Consider the following 21,483-nt stretch of genomic DNA (forward strand, 5'->3'; position numbering starts at 1 on the left):
ATCTTTTAAGCGTGTATAATTATTGTTATTATAAACAGATGAGCGGATGCTTACTCTGCAGTCTTCTTTCTCTTATACAGGAACAACTGCCATTTTTCTTCTGCCACACCAGCCTTGTCCATCTCTGCTCTGCTTAGAATGAAGAAGAGATCAGACAAACGGTTGATGTATGACAGGATATAATCATCCACCGTATCCACCTTCATCAGAGAGACCAGTAGTCTTTCTCCTCTGCGCATCTGTGTTCTTACCACATGGCATAGTGCGGATATTTCATTGCCGCCGGGTAAGAGGAAGTAATCAGACTTTGTCGTTATACCGGCTTCCAGCTCGTCGATCCATTGTTCGCAGAACTCCGGGCCATCGGCTGGTTTTGGGTTAGGATTCTCTTTTTTACAATCGGAGGGACGCGCCAGGTGAGACATCATATCCATCATGTCTTTCTGGATCTTATGTAAATTAGGCTGCCATTCATGGTCGCTGCCTAGTTTAGCGCGTAATAACCCGATAGTAGAGTTGACCTCATCCAGTGTGCCATAACAGTTCACCCGTACATCGTCTTTATCTACCCGGCTGCCGCCGAAGAGCGCCGTTGTGCCTTTATCTCCTTTCCTGGTATATATTTTCATGTGTTGATTATTTCAGGTTGAATGTGTAAATGCCTCCGTATTCCACTTTCTCCATCATGATCTGGCTGAGTGGAATGCCATTGAACAAATGCATGGCGCTACGGATAATGCCAGCATGCGTGATGATCACTATCCGTTGAGATTGTGTTGCCTGCAGATCTCTGATACACGCTGCAAACCGGTCGACTAATTGCTGCAATGATTCTCCCCCGGGTGGGGCCAGGTTGATATAGTCTGCCATCCAGGCGTCCAGTTCATCCCGTGGGATATCGTCCCATTTTCTGCCTTCCCAGTCGCCAAAGTGAAGTTCCATCAGGCGCTTGTCTGTAATGTGCCTGGTGGTGATGGCCTGTGCCAGCAGTTTGCATCTTGTCAGCGGACTGCTGTACACGGCATCATATTCCGTGGGCAACAGCCTGATAATCGCTTCATGCAGCGTATGATGATCTGCAGGCAGGGGTACATCTGTCTGTCCGTAGTTGGTTCCTTCAGGGAAATCCGGTTTGATATGCCTTACTAGATATAATTCCATATTGCCAGTATGCCCATGTAAAAGGTGATCTCGTTCAGTTGTTGCACTGCCCCAAGACAGTCGCCCGTATATCCGTTTATCCACTTATGGAAGAAGCGGGCCAGGTATAATGTCAGTAATCCGCAGGGAATGATGACCAGCAATAGCAGATACGAGTAATGAAGGGCATATATCATCAGCAACAACGGTATCAGTCCGGTGATGAGCGCCACAGAGAAGCCCGGCCAGCTGATCTTCGTAGCCAGTGGTTTGCTTTTGGATGTAGCGTCATCTTCCCGTGCATAAGGCATGTATCGTAACAGGAATACAGGCATGGTACGGCTGAAAGCATGTGCAGCCACATAGAGGAGGCAGAACAGCAGCAGATGCGTATTGATCATCAGCAAAGCCAGTTTCGCCAGCAGGCATATCTTCAGGAGTAATATCACGATAAGGGCTATGACACCAAATGCGCCTGTGCGGGAATCTTTCATGATCTCCAGAATGCGTTGTTTCGTCCAGCCACCACCAAAACCGTCAGCTACGTCAGCAAGACCATCTTCATGGAATGCGCCTGTAACAAGCAGCGTTGCGATAAGCGAGAGTATAACTGCTGTGAAGATGTCTTTGAAGAGGCTGTAGGCGACGGCAAAACAGGCAGCGCCTATGATACCCACCAGGATGCCGACCATGGGGAAGTAGCGGCTGGACCTGTTCAGATCAGCTGTATTATGGTCAATACCTGCGGGTACGGGGATGCGGGTAAAGAACATCAGCGCTGTTAAGAATATGCGGACCTCCTTTTTCATACGCTATGCTTTGTTGGATACGCCTGCAGATTCAAAGCTGGCCATTTCATTCAGGAAGTTCACAGCTGACCGGATAAGGGGGTAAGCTACCGCGGCGCCTGTTCCTTCTCCCAAACGCATGCCCAGGCTCAGTAAAGGTACAGCTTTCAGCTGGGTCAGCATGAGATGGTGCCCCTGCTCATTGGACTGATGAGTGAAAATGCAGTAATCCAGGATATGCTCATTTATTTTGGATGCCACCAGCAGTGCGGAGGTAGAAATAAATCCATCCACGAGAACGATCATACCTGCCGCAGCGGCCTGTAACATCGCACCACACATCATCGCGATTTCAAATCCACCGAAGGTGCTCAATACATTCAGGGGCGTCTTTTCGATGCCTTTATGCCGGGCTATCGCCGCTGAGAGGATCGCCTTCTTCTTCGCCAGCCCTTCATCGTCCAATCCCGTTCCCCGGCCAATGCATTGCTCCAGCGGAATATCGCAAAGCAGGCTCATAATGATAGCGGCGGAAGACGTATTACTGATGCCCATCTCACCAAAACCGATTACGTTACAACCCTCCTGGTGGATCTCCCGGACAATAGCAGCGCCTTTTTCAATCGCTTCCTGGCATTGTACCTTCGTCATGGCCGGTTCATGCAGATAGCTCTTAGTACCCATAGCTACCTTCGCATGTATGAGACCGGGATGCTGATTGAAATCAAAGTTCACGCCTGCATCCACTACCCGGATCTGCATGCCGTTCTGACTGGTGAAGACATTAATGCCGGCGCCGCCCTGTAAGAAGTTAAAGACCATCTGATAGGTCACTTCCTGCGGAAAGGGGCTGACACCTTCATTGGCGATGCCATGATCACCGGCAAAGACAACTATAGTGGGTTGGTTTAATGCAGGTGTGGGCGTCTGTTGTACAGCACCCACCTGTAAAGCGATCTTTTCCAGCTGCCCTAATGATCCCAGTGGTTTGGTCTTGTTGTCTATCTTATGTTGCAGCGCTGCTGCGATGTCGCTATTAACCGGTGGAATATTGAATGTTGCCATGTTATATGTCTGGTTACTTGTTATTTTAATGTCAGCGGAAGCCCTGAAACTATCAGTGTTGCTTTATCCGCCTTTTGCGCGATGTATTGGTTCATCCATCCCTGCAGATCGGCAAACTTCCTGCCTCCTTCTGTAGAGGCATGCACGCCCATACCTATTTCATTTGAGATGATGATCAGGTTGAAGTCCTGTTGTATAAAAGCATCAAACTCTTTCTGTGCCTCCGCTAGTGCCAGGGCTACATCATAGTTGTTGTCCACGAAGAAGTTGGTGAGCCATAAAGTGACGCAGTCCAGTACGACTGTTTTATTTGTGAGCTGTAGTTTACTGATCTCCTTTTCTTCTTCAATGTTTTCCCAGCGCGCGTCACGGCTTTTTTTGTGTGATGTGATGCGGGCGTTATGGTCTTCATCCCAGATGCGGGACGTGGCGAGATATACGGGGTGTTCAGACAGGAGTAGCGCCTGTTGGACCGCGTAGTTTGTTTTGCCGGAGCGTTGACCGCCTGATATATAGTGGATCATTTGATGATGATGATTTTTTCGTTTATCGTTTCCCCTGGTTGCCACCCGTTCCCCGGGATTGCGTACCGGTGAATCCCCGTTATTGTTTCCCCGGGTTGCCACCTAGGCTACAACCACGCGGCTCCTAACGGAGCTGATCGCCGGGGATGGTGATGTTTTGTTGGATATGTTGGTATCCGCCGCTGATGGACGTTGCCAGTTTTTTCGCTAGTCCCAGTTTCACAAAGCCATTCTCATTGTCAATGATGGTCGTCTGTTTAATGCCGGTCAGGTATTGTCTGTAAAACGCAACCGCGTCCCGGAATGGATCATCCGTATTGCCAGCATTGATCTTCCCATCAGTGAATATGTACAGGCTGACATGTTCCTGTATATTCGTTTTCACTAACTGGCCGATCATACTGAATCCTGCTCTCATATTAGTTTTCCCTCCGGTGGTTAGCTGAGCAAGTGTATTGATAAGCTCTTCTGCATGTAGCGTAGGAGCCGATAGTAATTCAGCATCTCCATTGTTTAGTGCCACCGCCGCATATTTTATCCGCTTTGATTTATAGCGGGTTATGGTTTGCGCAACGAGCCCTTTGATATATGCGATTTGTTTGTCTTTCACCATAGACCCACTGGAGTCTATCAGGAAGAAAACATACATGCTCGCTTTGGACCGGTGATGCTTATGTTTGATTTCTACTTTGTCATGCGTCAGATAATGTTTCACTGTTTCCAGTATATCTATCTGTGCCGATGGCGCTGCTACCTTTTGTTGGATGCCCTGGCGGGGAAGAGAAACCTTCATTGTGATCCCTTTCCTGGCATTGACCGATCGCGTTTTCAGTTGCACATATTGTTCTGTTTTTGCGGCCTGCAGCAGATATTTTTTGCTGTTACTCAGCTCATTCTGACCCTTATCGAATCACCCTCCTTTTCTTCCCGCGGGGACTGGCTTTCCCTTTTCTGCTGAGAATTTTGAGTGGAGGAATAATGTTTCGAACGGTGCGACAATACAAAAGGCATCACCTTGTGAACGTCATCACTAGTGACTTCCTTTTTGCTATAGAAGGCTGCATGCGCCCTCGCCGCTTTCAGTAGCAGGATGTCTGCACGGAGTCCTTCTACCTGGTATTGGATACAGGTAGAAGCGATGCTGGCCAATATAATGTCGGAGTAGGAGACCCGCTTTACATGCTCCCTTGCGTACATGATCTGCTGGGCCAGTTGCTGTTCCTGTGCTTCGTATTTTTCATGGAAAGCAGGTATATCGGTGTCGAACTGTAAGCGGCGATTGATGATCTCCATACGGTCTATCCTGTCCATGGGAGTCTTTACTGTTACACTCAGACCGAACCTGTCCAGCAGTTGCGGACGCAGTTCGCCTTCTTCAGGATTCATGGTGCCTACCAGGCAGAACCTGCTTTCAAACCATTTGGAGATGGTATCCCGTTCCAGGTGATAGCCTCCGCTGGCAGCAGCGTCCAGCAGTACGTCCATGAGGTGGTCATTCAGCAGATTGACCTCATCGATATAGAGGATGCCATGATTGGCGGCAGCCAGCAGTCCTTGCTGGACTTCCGTCCTTTTTTCGTTGATGAGGATATCCAGTTTGATGGTACCGAGCACCCTATCTTCGGTAGCGCCGATGGGCAGGTTGATGAAGGGGAAGTCTGTTATGGTGTGCTGCATCAGGTGGCTAAGACCTCTTACGGTAGTGGTCTTGCCTGTTCCTTTGTCGCCCAGTGCCAGTACGCCTCCCAGCCCCGGATCTATCATGCAGAGTATGAGCGCCAGTTTAAAGTCTTCCTGTGCATATATCGCTGTAAAAGGAAATGATCTCATCAAAAGGTCCGTTTAATGGTTATGCGAAACTGTTATAGATCCAGAGACAGCCTACGCCAATAGAGAACAGGCCAACAACAGCATTGAGCGATTTAAACGCCAGCTGGTTGCGTTCTATGAATCTGGATACCGAAAAGGCCAGTACACAACTGTAGGTGGTCATGGCTACCACGATGCCGATGCTTTGCAGTACGATGATGCCGATGGCAATACCTGTACTGCTGGATGCCATGATCAGTGCAACAGCACATGCTCCGCCGGTGCCCGCCAGTCCGTGTAGCATGCCTACCCAAAAGGAACGGCTTAAAGGGTTCATGGCAATTTCCTGACCCTGTTTACCGTGAATATGCAGGGCGTTGTTGATATGCTCATGTTCAGAGAAGACCTTGTGGGTAGCCATCATCTGCTTCAGCTTATGATTGCGGCGTATGGCAGATATTCCCAGCCAGATCATCACCGGACCTACTACAATTTCTGCATAGGAAGAAACGTCCAAGGGCAGTGCAGACTTCAGCAGTAAGGCAAAACAACTAAACAGGATCAGCGAAACAGCGTGGCCCAATGCCCATTGGGAAGAACGCCAGATCAGTTTTGAGAGCCCTATCCTGTTGTTCGCCTTTTCAGAGGCCAGCACAGATACGGCCGCCATATGGTCTGGCTCGAATGAGTGCTGGATGCCCAGGAGTATTGAATCTGTAAATAAGTATCCGATCATATTAAAAAGTTAGAATAGTATCATTTGCGTCAATCAATAGTAGCTGTAGCTGCACATCCGGCACGAGCGGAGTGCAGACAGCATAACAGCGTGCTGTCAGTTCCCGGAAAAAAGGTTCCTGTTCATTGAAGGTGAATAGTTCTGTCAGTCGCCGGGCCATGTTCAGTTCCAGGATGGGCTGACATTGTTCCTCACTATAACCGCAATCCCTGGCCAGGGAATAGATGAACTGTTTATCCCAGGTGGACTTCCCGCTATGGGTATCCAGTTCACCCTGGGCCAGTTTGGCGGCTTTACCCAGCATGATGCCCATGGTCACCTTTTGCAGGGGAACAGCGCGGATCTTCTCCAGTGTTTCCCCGATCCAGTTACCGTACTGAATGAAGGCAAACTCCGGGAGGTGCTGAAAGCGTTTCCGGAGAATGTTCTCTGAACGGCCGCCGGAATTAATGACGATCTCCCTGCAGTTGTTAGCCAGCGCCACATCGATACCCTGTGTAATGCTGGCGATGTAGGCAGAGGAACTAAAGGGCCTCACGATGCCGGTGGTACCCAATATGGAGATGCCCCCTAAGATGCCAATACGACTGTTTAAAGTCTTTTTAGCTATCTCCGTCCCATTCACTACGAAAACCTCGATATTTACCCCCTTATGGAGCGAATAACGGTGTGTCAGGAATTGGACTGCATCCGTCATCATTTTTCTAGGTACCGGATTAATGGCCGGTTCTCCCACACCGATGGCCAGACCAGGAAGGGTGACCACCCCGACGCCTTCCCCTCGAAAGAACCTTACGTCCTGTGTGTCGTTGAAAGACACCCTACAGCCGATAGTCGCTCCATTGGTTACGTCCGGATCATCGCCGGCGTCCTTCACCGTGGTGCAGGTGGCACTCTCTGTATTGAAAGAGCAGGCGCTGATCTGAAACATTACCTTCTCTCCCAATGGCAGCGTGATCTCTATTTCAGTTACCGGTTCCTGTGTAATGAGCGACAACAGCGCAGCCTTCGTACAGGCGGTGGCGCAGGCCCCTGTAGTATACCCTTGTCTTAAGGGCCCTTCCGGAACCGGCTGCAGGCTCATGACAATACGCTGTTGAGCCCTGCCATGAGTGATGCTTCATCGCTGACCGGTATGAATGTATCCGGCAGGGCAGGACGTTCAATGATCAGGATGGGAATATTACTTTTCAGGGCTGCCTGTATTTTGATAGCCAGGAAACCGGATTCCCCGCTTTCTTTTGTCAGTATACAGTCAATGCGGTATTGCCGTATAATGTCCAGTTCCTGTTGCAGATCGTCCCCTGGCATTTCCCGTATCAGGTTCTCTTTTGGAAACCCTGCCTGTTCCGCCAGCGCCAGAGAACTTTCCCTTGGCAGGATGCGGAAGATGGTATCATTGTTTTTCCAATAGTCAGTCAGCGGAGCGATGGTCTGCACGCCCGTCAAAGCCAGCAACCGTTTCAACGGATGCTGGTCCAGCCAGGACATTGCCTCCGCGTAAGAGGTACAATATTTCACAAGCGGATGTTCCTGCCTCTCCGGGTAACTGCGTTCAAAACGAAGCACCGGAAGAGACAATGCCTGCGCGCCTTCATGGATGGTGGCATGCAGTAATGTGGCAAATGGATGACTGGCATGAATGATGGCCCTGACAGCATGCTCTTTGCAGAATGCCTGTAGCTGCACTGCTGTCAGCGCTCCATGCCGGTATCGGCCATATGCGCCCGGTTGAAAATCAATACTTGTTTTGGTGGAATAGTAATAGGGACATGCCGCCTTCTCCAGGATGGCTGCCACCTTTTTACCTTCTGTTGTTCCGCCAAAGACTAAGATCATTTAGTGAGTTTTTATCGCTTTACCTGTTCTGAAAGTGTGCTTCCAGTCAGGATTGTATAAATGTGAACGGTTCTTTCTTGCGCCGATAGCCACACCTACGATCACCAGGGTGGTCAGCGTCAGTTTATTATCACGCACGATCTGCGCCAGGTCTTTTAACTGACCGGTGTAGATCTCTTCATCTTTCCAGCTTACACGGTATAATACTGCTACAGGCGTCTCCGGTTCATAATGCTCCAGTAATTGCTCTTGTACCGACTTCGCAATAGTGGCGCTCAGGAAGATGCACATGGTGGCTTTGTGTTTAGCCATCTCATTCAGCTTCTCATGTTCGGGTAAGGGCGTCTTACCCGCACCACGAGTCAGGATGATGGTCTGCACCACCTCCGGAATGGTGAATTCCGATTTCAGGCTGGCAGCTGCTGCCTGGAATGAAGAGATGCCCGGTACAATGTAATAATCCATATCTTTCTCATCGAAGATGGTCATCTGTTCCTGTATCGCGCCGTAAATACTGGGGTCACCGGATTGTAACCTCACTATCAGGTGTCCTTTTGCATAATGCTCTTCCATTAAGCCGATCTGTTCTTCCAGGGTCATACTGGCAGAGTTCCTTACAATCGCATCCTTCTTTGCATAATGGGTGATCTCTTCCGGAATCAGGCTACCTGCGTATAAGATCAGGTCTGCTTCTTCCACCAGTTGTTTGCCTTTAAGGCTGATCAGCTCCGCGTCGCCCGGGCCTGCACCCACAATGGCGATCACCGCCTTTCTGGCAACCTGACGGTCAATGGCAATAGCAATCGTATGTTTCTTACCGGAACTAACCGTGATCTTCTGTTTTTCCAATAACAGTTCTTTATTTCCGGACAACAACATGGCAGATGCTTCAGACACACTATGCACACCCAGCTTTGACATTACCACTTCTGAGGGATTAAGAACAGCCTGCGTATTCAGTTCATCTGCCGTGTAGGTAACGAAAGGAACCTGTAGCTTTTCTGCCAATGCAATGAAGGCTGTTTCATCGTGTTTAACATCAATAGAACCAATAGCCTTTACTGATTCCATAGCCAGCTCTTGCTGTGCTAACTGCTGGTATACAGAAGAGTCCAGCAGCTCTGTTTCTATATCCCGCGAGCAGCCCATCCCGATATTTAATACCGGTGGATGAAAGTATAACACCGGTATTGTTACCGGATACTTCTTATGCGTCACCGCAATCAGCAGGGAATACTTCAACAGGTCTGCCTGATCCAGATCATAATAGACATCCACAAAGGCCGGCAGTGTCTTTTCAAGATGTGCCGTGCCTTTGTCTTTGATGTCGAGCAGTAGTGCTGTTGGTTGGTTATTGACGAATAACGAAATAATACTGTTCATGCCCTGACTGGCGGCGGCCTTCCATCCAAATTGCTCCGCCAGTGTATCCAGCGACCAGATATCCTGTAGATCACTGCTGGTAGTGATCACCGCCTGTGCGCCAATGGCAGCAGCTAGTTTGCGGGTGATGTCATTGGCGCCGCCGATATGACCCGAAACCACCGACTGTACAAATAGCCCCCTGTCATCCATATTGATGACGGCAGGGTCTTCTTTTTTATCCTGTAAATAAGGGGCAATGCTTCTGACACAGATACCCAGGGCTCCGATAAAGATCAAGGTATCGAAGGTGCTGAAATTAGCTTCCAGGAAAGTCGCAATGCTATCTATATGTGTTGCCTGCTCATGATGACGGGTACTGACCAGCAGGGACTTCGGAAATTCTGTCCTGATCCTGCTGCCCAATGCAACGCCTTTATCAGTGCTGGCTATAATAACTGTTTTACTCATGTTATCTTTTTTCTGCCATTAGTATGGTGATAGGATTATGATCGTCTACCCGTACCACCATAGGTTCGGACAATTTGTAATCCAATGACTGAGCGATCGCTGTAAACTGCCACCTGCTATCTTCCTTTACCGCATTCAATACGATCCTGCCGCGGGAGGGGAGAATGGTATCCAGTTTCCGCAGCAATTCTTCCAGCCTGCCTCCGTGTCCGCCGATAAATACAGCATCGGGAACAGGGTAGATGTGAAGGTCTGTCTCAAAGAAGTCACCCATTACCTTTGTAATGCCTGGTGTGGAATGCCTGCGCATATTCCTGTCCATGATTTCGCTGCATTCGGCCCGTTGTTCGAAAGCAATAACACGCAGGTGCGGATATTGTCTTCTTGCTTCAATGGAAACAGAACCGGTACAGAAACCTATGTCCCAGAGTACATGACGTTCCGCAAGGTCCAGACAGGAAAGGCTGGTAAGGCGGATGGGTATCTTGGTGATCATATTCGGTCGGTTCTCCAGGCCATAGAACAAATGGTCTGCAATGCCGTGCGAGAATGCCTGTCTGGATGTTCTAATCAGTATCAAACAGTTCAGCGGATAAGCTGTATAGTTGATCGCATCATTCAATTCAAATGTGGAAGAATGATGATGAAGGCCACCCAGGTCTTCACCCAGGATCATCCTGTAATTAGTGAAATTATATTCCAGCATACGCTGTGCAATGGCTGATGGTGATTTATGCTGGTCTGTCAGCACGCCGAGTATTGGCGCTTGTGTGATCAGGGCATTGTCTAACTCATCCCATGTTCGTCCGTGTACAGAAACAGTCACCAGACTGGCGTAAGAGAGGTTGTTCGCATGACAAAGCAGCTGTATGCTGTTGAAATAAGGATAGACCTTCATGTTTGCTGCCGGATCGAATTGCTGTATAGTGCCGGCAAAACCGTAAAATAGTGGGTCTCCGGAAGCAAATACCACGACAGTGCCATTGTGATCGCGGAACTGTTCAAAGAGAACAGGCATATTGCCTTGTATATTTATCCATTGGTGATGTTCGGGGAGATATTTTTTCACCAGCTCATAGTGCCGCTTTCCACCGGAGAATATCCTGTGCGATGGTAACAACATCCTGACCTCATCCGGCAGGATGCAGTCAGGTTCATTTGATATGCCGATTACAATATATTCCACTACTTATCATTTACGGTGAAAGCTGCATTGACAATACTGGCCGCTACATTGCTGCCGCCTTTACGTCCCTGTATGATGACATATGGCACGTTTTTCATCGCCTGTAATTTCAGCTTTGACTCTATTACATTCACGAAGCCAACAGGCGCCCCGACAATACCCGCAGGACTGAACCTGTTTTCCTGTAACTGGTCGCAGAGCTCAAAGAGGGCGGTAGGAGCGTTTCCTACCACAAATAGTGCATCCGGATGCTTTTCTATAGCGATGCGCATACCTGCCTGGCTACGGGTAAGTCCTTCTTTTTCGGCCAGCGGTAGTACTGCTTCATCATTCAGATAACAGTATACATTGGCATTATATTTCTTCAGAAATTCTTTTGTAATACCTGATTGTACCATGGTCACGTCGGTAACGATGGTACCTCCTTCTTTCAGATATTTATGCCATTGTGTAATAGCGCTCCCATTAGAGAGGTAGAGGTCTTCATATTCAAAATCTGCAGTGGTGTGAATACAGCGCATAATGGCCCACCTGTCAGCCTCGCTTACGTCTTCCCGTTTCAGCTGAGAGGCTATCTGCCGGAAACTTTCGTCCTGTATTTCCTGGCCGCTCTGTGGCTTTCTGGCCATATATCCGCGGGGAGTAACGAGGTGGTTTTTAAACTGATAGGTTTGTGAGTTCCCGATCATCACAAGAGAGAACATGTCAACATCTTCGATACGCAGGTTGGCCAGTGTGGTGATCGTGATCTGTTCATCCGGTCTAGTTACCTGCCGGATGATCGCGACTGGTGTACCTGGCTCCCGGTGTTGCAGGAACAACTCTTTAAAACGGGCCAGTTGCCAGAAGCGTTTTTTACTCCGCGGATTATAAAGAGAAGTAACAAAGTCACCGATGGCTGCTGCCTGTATCCTCTTTTCGATCACCGGCCAGGGTGTCATCAGGTCGGAGAGCGAGATGCAGCAAAAGTCATGTCCCAGTGGAGCGCCCAGCTTGCCGGCAGCAGCAATAAATGCACTGATGCCGGGGATGGTCTGTAAATCAATCTCTTTGTCGGTGCGGGTGCTGGCGTATTGGTAAACAAGGGACGCCATTGCGTAGATGCCAGCATCACCGGAACTAATCACCACTACATGTTTGCCCGGTTCACAACAGTTAACAGCCAGTTCTGCACGGGCTTCTTCTTCCGTAAGGTCTTTCCCGATACATTCACAATCCGGTTTTAAGAGATGTGCAATGAACTGAAAATAATAACTGTACCCGATCACGGTATCAGCTGTTGCCAATATCTGTTGGGCTACAGGTAGAATATAATCCTTACCGCCGGGTCCTATGCCAACTACACTTAGTTTCATATCCTTTTTAGAATGAGTAAAGAAAAATAGGGGATCTCCCTTTCTTCCAAATCGTTTATATCTGTTGTGATGTATTGCTGTGCTGTTCCCAATCGCTCACAATAGACCATGTGCAGGCTTGTCTGATGGATGAGTGTACGGATCTCCTGCAGCACGCTGCGCACTTTGATCAGCACAACTGTTTCAAACTCTTCCAGGTAGCGGGAGAGGGTATCGCGGTCTTTCATCCTCGGAAGAATAGCTATTTTCTCATTGAGAATAGCCAGGGATGATTGATGTTCGGCAGCGCCCAGTATAAAGGAAGGTACACCGGCAATGATCTCCAGGTCCAGTTTGTGTGCATGGATATGTTTTAACAGGTAAGCGAAGGTGCTGTAGAAGGAAATATCTCCTTCACTGACAAAGGCTACTTTGAGACCGCTATTATAGTCTGCTTGCAAACGCTGGACGGTATCCGCATACGTCTGTTCGGCTGACTCACGGTCGTCAGACATTTTCAGGAACATACCATGCAGTTTGTTTTCTTCCAGCTGATAGTGTTGTAGTATCTGTAATGAATAACTGGAGGTAGTCCCATCAGGCAACAGCGATCCCGGATAATAGATCTTATCCGCCTGTTGCAGTATCTGCAGGCCCTTTACCGTGATCAGCAGTGGATCGCCGGGCCCTAATGAAACGCCATATATCTTTCCCTGTTTATGCATGTATCAGATACCGAGGATCTTTTTAACTTTTTTAAACACTGTTTTCTTATCACCGATCTTTTCATCTTCTTCAAAGAGGATACCTTTCACTGCCAGGTGATGGCCCATTTGGTCCCGGCCCACTTCTTCCTCAAAGCCAATGATCTGTGTACGATATTTACATAGCTGGCAGTTCATATTAGGATTGCCTTCCTCCACTTCCCGGATGCGTTCATCAATAGCTTGTAGCAGCAGTTCATCACATCCGAAGGAGGCAGTGGTAACCACTTCTTTATCAGACACTGCTTTGAATTCATCCAGTTGCGCATAGATCTTTTTGAGTAACACGCCTGTGAAGAGGAATACGGGCAAAGCCACGATCCTTTTGTATGGCAGATGATCGATGACAGGCAGCAGGTCTTTTAACAGTGGTTGTGTTACACCAATGAAGGCTGTGGTGGAAAAACCAAAGCCGAGCCCTTCGCTCAGCATACGCGTGAGTTTCGCTACGTCGGAATTAGCGTCCGGATCGGAGGTGCCTCTGCCTATCAGCAACAGGCAGGCGTCTTTCCTGTTGAGCGCCGGTGCTGTTGCTTCCGCCTGTTCTATAAGTTGCTTCGCCAGCTGGAGCATGGACGGCGTAATACCGATATGTCTGCCCAGCCTGATTGTCAGGTCTTCGTACTGGCTTTGCAGTGTATTCATTTCATAAGGAATATCATTCTTGGCGTGGCCACCGGCAAAGAGTATTGCAGGTACGGCGATGATCTCCCTTACGCCTGCCAGGTACATGCGTTCAACGGCTGCTGCATATACAGGATGGGCAAATTCCAGGAAACCGTAATCCACCATCCTGTCCGGATAGCGTTTTTGCAGTGCTGCCACCAATGCCTTAAAGCCGTGTACACCTTCGGGATCCCGGCTGCCATGACCACATATTAATATCCCTTTCATGATATGACTTTATAATAGTCCGAGAGGATCCGGGTATTTGAATGAATAATTCAGCCGTTGTTTGATCCTATCGGAATTAATGATCTTAAAATGAGGATCTGTTGTGACTGCGAAGGTGGGTAGTTCAAGGCCCGCTTTCGCAGCCGCCTTTGTATAGAACTCCCTTCTCGTAGGGTGCATATCCGCACAGGCATTAAAGATCTCACCCCATGCCTGTTTCTGTATGATCCCGGTTATGAGTGCAACACAATCGTCCTGGTGGATAACGTTGATAGGCGCATCTCCGTTCTCTACATTCTTTTTACCGGCGAGGAATCGTCCGGGTAGGCGGTCATATCCCACCAGTCCGGCAAATCTGACGATGGTTGTGAGCAGATGTGGGTTCGTCCGCAGCATCTTCTCTACTGCTAACAGCGCCCTGCCGCTATCTTTGGAAGGCGGGGCTGTTTCCAGTTCCGTGACTTCCTGATTCAGATCGGGATATACAGATGTGGAGCTGACAAAGATGATATGCTTTGCAGGGCTTTTGAGGACCTGTTCCAGCAGTAACTTCATCTGTGCCTGATGATAGAGCAACACATCTTCCCGGCGGGAAGGAGGGATGTTGATGATCAGGATCTCACTTTCCAGGAATCCTGCCAGGTCATTGCTGGTAATACTTGTATCAGTGATCTCCACCTGGTAAGGCGTGATCCCTTTTTGCGCCAGTTCTTCAAACCTTTCAGGCTGGGTGACTGAACCTTTAACGGTGTAACCTTCCTGCACCAGGTGTGCTGCCAGTGGCAGTCCCAGCCAACCGCAACCGAGGATGCTGATCGTATTTTCCAGTGTTTGTTTAGTCATAGTTAATTATCCTTAACGCTTTCCAATACCGCTTCGCTTTTGGCATACCTGTGTCGCAGGTACAGCTCTGCGTATAACGATATAATGATACTGATAAAAACAAGACCGACAATATTATTCTGGAAATCATTCAGTTCCAGCGCTGGGTTCATGGCACTTGCAATTTTATAAAGCGGAATGGCAAAACACATGATAGTGATCAGCACATTCAATTTAAAACGATGACTCTGGATCTTTTTCTGATCAAATGTTTTCAGCAACTTGCTCAGCAGCAGGGAGTCGCAGGTACCGGTAAGGATCAATCCCAGGGAGAATACCACGCCACCAAGTATAGCATATATCCATTGATTGGAAACAGATACGGCATAGCCGAAGGCAGCGATCTGGGAGGAGGTATCAAAGATAAAACCGAAGATGATCCCAGTTACAATTACGGTGAAGGGATTGAGACTATTGCTGAACGATTTCGGCAGCAGCTTTTTCCTGAAGCCGGTCAGTTGCCCGTTATTTTTACGGGTGAGTGAGATCAGGTTGGAGATGCCCATGAAGAGTAGCATAACAGAGGAAAGCCATTCCACTATGATGTCCAGCATGGCCGGCATTTCAAAATTGTTCTTCAGGATGCAAAGGAAGAGGGCAATTGCCGTTACCATAATGCCATGTCCGAAGGTGAACAAGGTACCTACCCAGCGGGTCCAGATACTTTTGTTCAGGTGCAGCCGGTAGGTGTAACCGTCTATGACAGTGATATGATCAGGGTCCAGTCCATGTCGTAAACCTAATACCGACAGGACAATGAACCCCGTGAGGTCCTGTTGTAGAAAATCCATTATTCGTTAGGTTGTCCGCTGAAGGTGAGAGGTTTAGCATCTACCAGTTCGGCTGCGGGGAAGTGCACATGTTCTTCCAGCAGGATGTTCTGCATGAGGTGTTGTGTAACGATCTCACGGGTAGTGTCGGGCGTAACGCCTTTATACCAGAGCCCTTCCGGGTGCATGAAGATCATGGGACCCCAGGTACATTGGCCCAGGCATTTGGTACGTACGGTGTGAATTTCGTCGTTGAGATCGTTTTCGGTAAGATGTGCTCTTAACTGGTTGGTGTTCTCGTCAGCGCCGCTTTTGCTGCAGGTGCCGCCATTGCAAATAAACAGGATCTTCTGAACTTTCGTCAGGTCTTTGATCGCCATACTGTTGCCTACATTTAATTTAATACATTAATTACCCGTTAATGATTAAACAAAGCTTCAGGGGAAATAGTGAGGTGGGGCAATGCGGACCACATGACATGACGCTTGCTTTTTCCTGTGCTTTCTTCCCGAAGCGTTGGATAAACATAGTTGTTGGCAGGTCTTCTGACTTGTTCCACTCTTAACGCCTTCCCATCCATTTTGAGACCTGGACAGTGGCTTTGGTTTAAGGGCTGATTTGGAACTTACAGCAGCGGGAACTGTTTTGGAATTACACCAAATTCCCTTTTAATTTCAGCCGGTATGAGCGGTTGAAAACCAAAAACTGGCGTGAAGGTAGGGAATTATTTGGTGTTTTCCTACGGGGGGAATGGTTGGCCAGGAGGCATATACTGAGATCCTCCTACGCATATACGCTGCGCAGCCTGTATCTTTCTTTGTGGTAAGAGGGGGAATTGGTGTGTTATAACGTACGTACAACTAACATGTTATGTGTTTTGTCAAGTCCTTTTGACACCTTTGCAGTCAGTTAGAATTTGATGTTGCCCATTACCCGTTTAGTCACCTATACTTTGTTCGAGCATATTCAGAATTCTCAGTTTCAGATCTTAATCTATCTATAAGCGAACAACCGGACTACTACAATAGTCTGCGTAGCCTTGTTGATGCCTATCGTAAAAATACGAGTGCGTTAACCCGGGATCGCCGTTTGCAGGTGAAGATCAACACATTTACACTTTTATATAAACTATATACCATGAATAAGGGACTTTTAAGCTTATCAGCATTCTTATTGTCATCTCTGTGCGTAAACGGACAAACGGGAACTTTTACTACGATAGACTTTCCTAACACCTATACAAATACGATCACGACGGGCTTGTACACATCCAATAACAGGTCAGGATTTATTCATCAGTCTAATGCCTCTATCAATTACGGACTGTTTGGACCTAAGTCTACCGGGTTTAAGTTTCGCTGGTTAGCACATGATAATGGCGCTGTTGATTATACGACAGATACAGACCAGATCATGTACCTCGATAATGTTGGTAATCTGAATATGAAGGGTACGTTAACAGCAGGAGGCAATGTTGGCATCGGTACTGCTCCCGGAGCCGATAAGCTGACTATCGATATGGGCGCTACCAGGAGTGCAATAAATATGCTTAGTGATGGAGATGCCAATGCCTATTCGGATTTGAAGTTCACCATAAAAACAACAACAGGATTGGCTTCCGGCAAGCCGAACATGTGGCTGGTTTCTTTAAGAAAGGATGGCTATTTCAGCAATGATCTGACTGGTCCGACCCTCGAGTTTTACGCAACCAGAGCCATAACGGGTGGGTATTTCGCTCCGCTGGTTTTCAAGTCAAATGGAGATGTTATACTGGCAGGGGCAAGGAACGCGGTGAATGGCAATGTTGGCATCGGGACTACAGATACCAAGGGGTATAAGCTGGCGGTTAATGGAGATGCCATGTTTACGAGAATACAGGTGAAAGCGTATGCTAACTGGCCGGATTATGTTTTTGGAGAGAGTTATAAGCTGATGCCATTACAGGAACTGGAGGCGTATGTGAAGAAAAATAACCATCTGCCGGATGTGCCTTCAGCGAAGGAGATAGAGGAAGAGGGGATAAATGTGGCGGAGATGAATAAGATACTGTTGCAGAAGATTGAGGAGTTGACGTTGCATGTGATAGAAGAAGACAAGCGGAATAAAGAGCTGGAAGAGCAGTTAAAGCTGGTAATGGAGAAACTTGAAAAAATTGAATCCAAATAATTGTAGTCTAAAATAGACTCACCCTGTTTTATCAATTGCTGAAATGCTCTATTGGAAGATGTTGTTGCCACCCAGGAAAACTGGTACGGGAAAGTGCGGTATAATGTTATTAAGGGGGATATTTCAGCCGTTCTATACTATGGTTCAAGCAAAACGAACGTTATCATTCAACGGAAAGGAACAGAGAGGATTGTGGATAGTAAGACAAATGCTGTGATTGCAACAAGACTATATAATTATCCAATGATCACAGATCAGTCAGCAAGTAAGCTTCCAAAAAAGAAGTTATGGGAAATTTAGGTAACTAAAATTATTTAAATGGGGTAATGAAAATATTCACGTTTGTTTTTTACTTAGCGGCTTCAATATTCGTTTATTTAGTAACTTATGGTTGGGTGGTAGAAAAGTACTCAGTGATACAATATAGTGTAACTAGTCTCGGTATTGGAACAGGAAAACTTATTTTACTACTTATTTATGGTGTCTTGACATTCAGTACGACAGAAAAAATAGTTGGAATGCTCCAGTCAAAAAGTTTCTTAATAAGAATGATATTTTTGGTTTTAGGAATTTTGGCAATTCCGATTAGTATCATTGTTGTCGTATTATATAACAATAATAATTATGAGGGAACTCGACTGCCCCTCGATAATGTTCTCAATATAATATCGCTGCTTACCTGTTCCGCATTGTTGAATTTATTGGTCTTTTCAATTCTGAAATTTTTTCAAAGACGACATAGACTTTAGCAATATTTGTATAAGGAACCGCGGCAATTGACTGCGGTTCCTTATGAATAACGTATTCCATAAGCTACTTTTTCCCTTCATCCTTATCTGACTTTTTTGGAGGTGATGTAAGTGAAGACGGGGCTCGTGCGAAACCTGACGGACAAGCAGTAACTATAGACTATAATGATAGAATAAATGGGGCCCAATGTCGGCGGTGTTCTCTTTAGTGTTATATTAACAGCAGGGTCTCTGAATGCTATTGCAATGCGATAAGCTGAGGGGGCCTGAGACGTTTTGTCAAATAACATTGTCAAAGGAATGTATTAGAAAATAACTATCAATGAAGATATATTTCGCATCGGGAATATTGATGTTGATCATGTGCTGTAAGCGACAGGAACATTCTACAAAGACAAAAAATCTCAATAGAATAAACGACATTGTTAGCAGTAGAAACATGGATATATTGTATAATGTGAATATTATGCCAAGAGATTTTACAGATGAAAGCAAGCATCATTTGATTAGATTTCAGGTGGATGTTAATGGGAAAACATATAATATACCTGTTTTTAAAGGCGATACTTTACTATCAAAAGATAACTACTACGATCTGTATAGTTTTGGAAGGGATAATAATATCTATAATAAAGATTCCGCCCTTGCGTATGTTAATGAGTATAGTAACCGAGTTATGGGTCTATACTACGAGCTTAATGTACATCAGATTATTGGAGGTCTGCCACATCAGGGGAAATTGGTTAGAATGAAACTGTTGGATGGTGTTGAGGCTGTATTTGTTCCAGATACCAACAAAATATTTAATCAATATTGGAAAGCTAATTCGTTTAGAAATATGGAAAGACTGACTGATAGCTTTTATGTAAGCGAACTAAAAGACTAGGTTTGTCCCGGTAAAGTGACTTCAAAAGACCTTCCGCTGGAAAGCAGAAGGTCTTTTTACAACCTTCCTAAAATAAATTTTTTTTCCGTTGTCGTCTTCTGCCATCTTGAAGCGCTTTGTTGTGTCTTCTTCTGTATAGCAGAACCCTAAATTTTTTGAAAATGAGCAATTGAACCATTTGATCTAAGAACTCAGTTGTCAACTATAATAAAAGGGAGCACTCTCGCTGGATTGAGAGACAACAGAATGAGAACATTACAATGGCGGGATAGTTTAATATGTCACCTCTGGGTTTCAGGGTGCTTAGTCACCCAATGGATATAGTCGGAAGGACCTCGGAGCAAACGAGAAGGTAATTGGAATAAATAGCGCCGGGAATCGATAGTTTTTGTTTCATTTTTTATCTTGTAACCAATTTTAAAAACGGTATGCCCATCATCAGGAGTTCAGGTCAAAAGAGTAAAACACTTGAGGAATTCTATCTGGAATTAACAGAAGGAAAAAGTACAGAGGTTGAAAAAGAAATCGGCGCAGCGATGTTGTCTTTTATTTCGATGGTAAATGAAACATTTACCAAGACAACGCTGTATGGTTTGACTTCTCACTATTCACTTGTTATACGGGAGACAGATGACTGGAAGGATGAATGGTATGTGACAGTTTATAGCATTGGAGATAAGCGTTTTCAATTCAATTATAAAATGCCTGAGGCAACAAGTCCATGGAAATATGCTACCGTACATGGACAGGCGAACTCAATTGAAGAGGCGAAGGATTACCTGATCATCGCCATGACCGAAAGTAAAGGTTGGATAGGGAATAAGGAGCTGAGGAAACTTTATCACAAACGTTTGGGCCAATCAGAAGAGGGCATGGCTTTCAAATTATGGTTGGAGTTTGAAGAGGTTGATCCCGGTAATTGGGACACGGAAAATGAATTTTGTAATATACATGTTGATTTGGCCGACGGGCGTCATTACGGGCTGAATGTATGGACTTATAAATATCTCGAAACCGCCGTCAATGACGACAGGGAAAACGGTGGTAATTTAAAGGGGCTTTACCAAAAGCCACCTGACCTATTTGTAAAAGAGCTAACAAGGAACTGTATCGAGCAAACAATTAGAGACATATTAAAACAAGGACATCTCGAAGAAGTGTTGAATCCGAGCATTTACTTTGGTAAGAAATAATACGGTCCGAAAACACGTGAGACACCGTTAAGAAACATTACAAAAATTTCCCTATTATTGACTGGAAATCCCATCGCCTATGCCAAAAAAACGAATATTAAAAATCTCCATCATTGCCTCACTCTTAGCTGTTTGCATCGCCGCTGCGTCTTGGTGGCTATATATTACCTATACTTATATCGAATTTGCGCCTCTGGCGTTCGACAAGCAAAAAGGCTATGTAACACCGAAAACAGCAGATGATTTCTATAAAAATCTCCGCATTGTATTAAAGTCTCAACATATCGACCACAAGCTGAATGTTTTAGACCACCCTTTAATACCCCTTAAGACAGCAATGGATAAAGTGCTGATGTGTGACCTGACAGCAAAAGCACAGGATGTTGTTTGGATGTATAACCATATGCATGCAAAGCTTCCTTCATTTCTCTGTATGGGGAAAGGTTACCAGGGGTTTGTATTCCGGAAGGAAGCAGCCTATGGTCATACTGTAGATTATGGAGACATTGTGGATATTGAGCTTGGCTGTAAAGATATAGAATTGGCAGAACGGATTTTGCAAGTACAGGTTGAGCAAGTCATCAAACTTCGCAAGATTTATTCGAATGTTGAACTGCCTTTGTATTATCGTCAATATGTTGGTTATCAGAGAGAAAACGGAGATAGAATTGTGTATGTTGACCTCGTACGGAAAGATATAGCGTCGGTGTCAGCACTGTTAAATGGTATTATTCGCATTTATCAGGGGCATAAAGCTAACCTGGACGCAAAAGTAAATCTAACTCAGGGAAGGGTTGAGACTTTTCAGGCGACTTTGGTGGATCGGGACGAATGAAGCCACCTTGCAAAATAAAAAACTTCCTTATAACTTACACTTAGTTAAATATAACCCTTATGTCAGAGCCTCGCTCTCTCTACTTAAAAA

The 21,483-nt window shown here is 46.3% G+C and carries 22 protein-coding genes and 1 riboswitch; of the genes, 4 read left to right on the forward strand and 18 right to left on the reverse strand.

The features are described from left to right. Positions 1–50: 50 nt before the first annotated feature. The 18 genes from F3I09_RS14440 to F3I09_RS14525 all read right to left on the reverse strand — a co-directional run bounded on the left by F3I09_RS14440 (position 51) and on the right by F3I09_RS14525 (position 15,944). Positions 51–629 carry a cob(I)yrinic acid a,c-diamide adenosyltransferase gene (locus tag F3I09_RS14440; RefSeq protein WP_149695743.1) on the reverse strand — a complete coding sequence of 193 codons (579 nt, stop codon included), beginning with the start codon at positions 627–629 and terminating at the stop codon, positions 51–53. A gap of 7 nt (positions 630–636) precedes the next feature. Then, positions 637–1,161 (reverse strand): alpha-ribazole phosphatase, encoded by a 525-nt coding sequence (gene cobC / locus F3I09_RS14445; RefSeq protein ID WP_149695744.1) that lies wholly within the window; start codon positions 1,159–1,161, stop codon positions 637–639. Next, positions 1,146–1,949 carry an adenosylcobinamide-GDP ribazoletransferase gene (locus tag F3I09_RS14450; RefSeq protein ID WP_149695745.1) on the reverse strand — a complete coding sequence of 268 codons (804 nt, stop codon included), beginning with the start codon at positions 1,947–1,949 and terminating at the stop codon, positions 1,146–1,148. The genes cobC and F3I09_RS14450 overlap by 16 nt, the downstream gene beginning before the upstream one ends. A gap of 3 nt (positions 1,950–1,952) precedes the next feature. Further along, positions 1,953–2,993, reverse strand: coding sequence for a nicotinate-nucleotide--dimethylbenzimidazole phosphoribosyltransferase (gene cobT, locus F3I09_RS14455; RefSeq protein WP_149695746.1), 1,041 nt, complete (start codon positions 2,991–2,993; stop codon positions 1,953–1,955). 20 nt (positions 2,994–3,013) lie between these two features. Continuing rightward, positions 3,014–3,517 (reverse strand): bifunctional adenosylcobinamide kinase/adenosylcobinamide-phosphate guanylyltransferase, encoded by a 504-nt coding sequence (locus F3I09_RS14460; protein ID WP_149695747.1) that lies wholly within the window; start codon positions 3,515–3,517, stop codon positions 3,014–3,016. A gap of 124 nt (positions 3,518–3,641) precedes the next feature. Then, positions 3,642–4,355 carry a VWA domain-containing protein gene (locus F3I09_RS14465; protein ID WP_149695748.1) on the reverse strand — a complete coding sequence of 238 codons (714 nt, stop codon included), beginning with the start codon at positions 4,353–4,355 and terminating at the stop codon, positions 3,642–3,644. Positions 4,356–4,402: 47 nt separating this feature from the next. Beyond that, positions 4,403–5,347, reverse strand: a complete 945-nt coding sequence (locus F3I09_RS14470) for an ATP-binding protein (RefSeq protein WP_149695749.1) — start codon at positions 5,345–5,347, stop codon at positions 4,403–4,405. Between the two features lie 19 nt (positions 5,348–5,366). Continuing rightward, a complete protein-coding gene (locus F3I09_RS14475) occupies positions 5,367–6,062 on the reverse strand; it encodes a hypothetical protein (RefSeq protein ID WP_149695750.1) in 696 nt (231 codons plus the stop codon). Between the two features lies 1 nt (position 6,063). Beyond that, positions 6,064–7,146: a cobalt-precorrin-5B (C(1))-methyltransferase gene (locus F3I09_RS14480; RefSeq protein WP_149695751.1), complete on the reverse strand. Its 1,083-nt coding sequence runs from the start codon at positions 7,144–7,146 to the stop codon at positions 6,064–6,066. Further along, complete coding sequence (locus F3I09_RS14485; RefSeq protein WP_149695752.1) at positions 7,143–7,901, reverse strand: precorrin-6A/cobalt-precorrin-6A reductase; 759 nt, start codon at positions 7,899–7,901, stop codon at positions 7,143–7,145. Before F3I09_RS14485 ends, F3I09_RS14480 begins: the two co-directional genes overlap by 4 nt. Beyond that, complete coding sequence (gene cobM, locus F3I09_RS14490; protein WP_149695753.1) at positions 7,902–9,734, reverse strand: precorrin-4 C(11)-methyltransferase; 1,833 nt, start codon at positions 9,732–9,734, stop codon at positions 7,902–7,904. It abuts the gene before it with no gap. Between the two features lies 1 nt (position 9,735). After that, positions 9,736–10,920, reverse strand: a complete 1,185-nt coding sequence (gene cbiE, locus F3I09_RS14495; protein ID WP_149695754.1) for a precorrin-6y C5,15-methyltransferase (decarboxylating) subunit CbiE — start codon at positions 10,918–10,920, stop codon at positions 9,736–9,738. Beyond that, the gene (gene cobJ, locus F3I09_RS14500) at positions 10,920–12,275 is read right to left on the reverse strand and encodes a precorrin-3B C(17)-methyltransferase (RefSeq protein ID WP_149695755.1); all 1,356 of its coding nucleotides are present in this window, start codon (positions 12,273–12,275) and stop codon (positions 10,920–10,922) included. Before cobJ ends, cbiE begins: the two co-directional genes overlap by 1 nt. Then, positions 12,272–12,979, reverse strand: coding sequence for a precorrin-2 C(20)-methyltransferase (cobI, locus tag F3I09_RS14505; RefSeq protein WP_149695756.1), 708 nt, complete (start codon positions 12,977–12,979; stop codon positions 12,272–12,274). Before cobI ends, cobJ begins: the two co-directional genes overlap by 4 nt. 3 nt (positions 12,980–12,982) lie before the next feature. After that, positions 12,983–13,912: a sirohydrochlorin chelatase gene (locus tag F3I09_RS14510; RefSeq protein ID WP_149695757.1), complete on the reverse strand. Its 930-nt coding sequence runs from the start codon at positions 13,910–13,912 to the stop codon at positions 12,983–12,985. 9 nt (positions 13,913–13,921) lie between these two features. Beyond that, entirely contained in the window at positions 13,922–14,755 is an 834-nt protein-coding gene (locus tag F3I09_RS14515; protein WP_149695758.1) for an SDR family oxidoreductase, read from the reverse strand. 2 nt (positions 14,756–14,757) lie between these two features. Next, positions 14,758–15,585 (reverse strand): NAD+ synthetase, encoded by an 828-nt coding sequence (locus F3I09_RS14520; RefSeq protein ID WP_149695759.1) that lies wholly within the window; start codon positions 15,583–15,585, stop codon positions 14,758–14,760. Next, positions 15,585–15,944: a ferredoxin gene (locus F3I09_RS14525; RefSeq protein ID WP_149695760.1), complete on the reverse strand. Its 360-nt coding sequence runs from the start codon at positions 15,942–15,944 to the stop codon at positions 15,585–15,587. Before F3I09_RS14525 ends, F3I09_RS14520 begins: the two co-directional genes overlap by 1 nt. A 137-nt stretch (positions 15,945–16,081) precedes the next feature. Beyond that, positions 16,082–16,282: riboswitch (cobalamin riboswitch) on the reverse strand. A 419-nt stretch (positions 16,283–16,701) separates the two neighbouring features. Here F3I09_RS14525 and F3I09_RS14530 point away from each other — a divergent pair. The 4 genes from F3I09_RS14530 to F3I09_RS14545 all read left to right on the forward strand — a co-directional run bounded on the left by F3I09_RS14530 (position 16,702) and on the right by F3I09_RS14545 (position 21,393). Continuing rightward, complete coding sequence (locus F3I09_RS14530; RefSeq protein WP_149695761.1) at positions 16,702–17,730, forward strand: hypothetical protein; 1,029 nt, start codon at positions 16,702–16,704, stop codon at positions 17,728–17,730. Between the two features lie 1,215 nt (positions 17,731–18,945). Beyond that, positions 18,946–19,365 (forward strand): hypothetical protein, encoded by a 420-nt coding sequence (locus F3I09_RS14535; RefSeq protein WP_149695762.1) that lies wholly within the window; start codon positions 18,946–18,948, stop codon positions 19,363–19,365. A 428-nt stretch (positions 19,366–19,793) separates the two neighbouring features. Further along, on the forward strand, positions 19,794–20,558 hold the full coding sequence (locus tag F3I09_RS34400) for a hypothetical protein (RefSeq protein ID WP_223233245.1): 765 nt from the start codon (positions 19,794–19,796) through the stop codon (positions 20,556–20,558). A gap of 79 nt (positions 20,559–20,637) precedes the next feature. After that, positions 20,638–21,393 (forward strand): hypothetical protein, encoded by a 756-nt coding sequence (locus tag F3I09_RS14545; RefSeq protein WP_149695763.1) that lies wholly within the window; start codon positions 20,638–20,640, stop codon positions 21,391–21,393. The last annotated feature ends 90 nt before the right edge of the window (positions 21,394–21,483 follow it).

The sequence above is a fragment of the Chitinophaga sp. CF418 genome (assembly GCF_900142925.1).
GTDB lineage: Bacteria > Bacteroidota > Bacteroidia > Chitinophagales > Chitinophagaceae > Chitinophaga.

What these genes read in the sequence shown, in the direction of transcription:
- F3I09_RS14440 (WP_149695743.1), bottom strand. Translation starts at nt 629, where the DNA reads ATGAAAATATATACCAGGAAAGGAGATAAAGGCACAACGGCGCTCTTC.
- cobC (WP_149695744.1), bottom strand. Translation starts at nt 1,161, where the DNA reads ATGGAATTATATCTAGTAAGGCATATCAAACCGGATTTCCCTGAAGGA.
- F3I09_RS14450 (WP_149695745.1), bottom strand. Translation starts at nt 1,949, where the DNA reads ATGAAAAAGGAGGTCCGCATATTCTTAACAGCGCTGATGTTCTTTACC.
- cobT (WP_149695746.1), bottom strand. Translation starts at nt 2,993, where the DNA reads ATGGCAACATTCAATATTCCACCGGTTAATAGCGACATCGCAGCAGCG.
- F3I09_RS14460 (WP_149695747.1), bottom strand. Translation starts at nt 3,517, where the DNA reads ATGATCCACTATATATCAGGCGGTCAACGCTCCGGCAAAACAAACTAC.
- F3I09_RS14470 (WP_149695749.1), bottom strand. Translation starts at nt 5,347, where the DNA reads ATGAGATCATTTCCTTTTACAGCGATATATGCACAGGAAGACTTTAAA.
- F3I09_RS14475 (WP_149695750.1), bottom strand. Translation starts at nt 6,062, where the DNA reads ATGATCGGATACTTATTTACAGATTCAATACTCCTGGGCATCCAGCAC.
- F3I09_RS14480 (WP_149695751.1), bottom strand. Translation starts at nt 7,146, where the DNA reads ATGAGCCTGCAGCCGGTTCCGGAAGGGCCCTTAAGACAAGGGTATACT.
- F3I09_RS14485 (WP_149695752.1), bottom strand. Translation starts at nt 7,901, where the DNA reads ATGATCTTAGTCTTTGGCGGAACAACAGAAGGTAAAAAGGTGGCAGCC.
- cobM (WP_149695753.1), bottom strand. Translation starts at nt 9,734, where the DNA reads ATGAGTAAAACAGTTATTATAGCCAGCACTGATAAAGGCGTTGCATTG.
- cobJ (WP_149695755.1), bottom strand. Translation starts at nt 12,275, where the DNA reads ATGAAACTAAGTGTAGTTGGCATAGGACCCGGCGGTAAGGATTATATT.
- cobI (WP_149695756.1), bottom strand. Translation starts at nt 12,979, where the DNA reads ATGCATAAACAGGGAAAGATATATGGCGTTTCATTAGGGCCCGGCGAT.
- F3I09_RS14510 (WP_149695757.1), bottom strand. Translation starts at nt 13,912, where the DNA reads ATGAAAGGGATATTAATATGTGGTCATGGCAGCCGGGATCCCGAAGGT.
- F3I09_RS14515 (WP_149695758.1), bottom strand. Translation starts at nt 14,755, where the DNA reads ATGACTAAACAAACACTGGAAAATACGATCAGCATCCTCGGTTGCGGT.
- F3I09_RS14520 (WP_149695759.1), bottom strand. Translation starts at nt 15,585, where the DNA reads ATGGATTTTCTACAACAGGACCTCACGGGGTTCATTGTCCTGTCGGTA.
- F3I09_RS14525 (WP_149695760.1), bottom strand. Translation starts at nt 15,944, where the DNA reads ATGGCGATCAAAGACCTGACGAAAGTTCAGAAGATCCTGTTTATTTGC.
- F3I09_RS14530 (WP_149695761.1), top strand. Translation starts at nt 16,702, where the DNA reads ATGAATAAGGGACTTTTAAGCTTATCAGCATTCTTATTGTCATCTCTG.
- F3I09_RS14535 (WP_149695762.1), top strand. Translation starts at nt 18,946, where the DNA reads ATGCCAAGAGATTTTACAGATGAAAGCAAGCATCATTTGATTAGATTT.
- F3I09_RS34400 (WP_223233245.1), top strand. Translation starts at nt 19,794, where the DNA reads ATGCCCATCATCAGGAGTTCAGGTCAAAAGAGTAAAACACTTGAGGAA.
- F3I09_RS14545 (WP_149695763.1), top strand. Translation starts at nt 20,638, where the DNA reads ATGCCAAAAAAACGAATATTAAAAATCTCCATCATTGCCTCACTCTTA.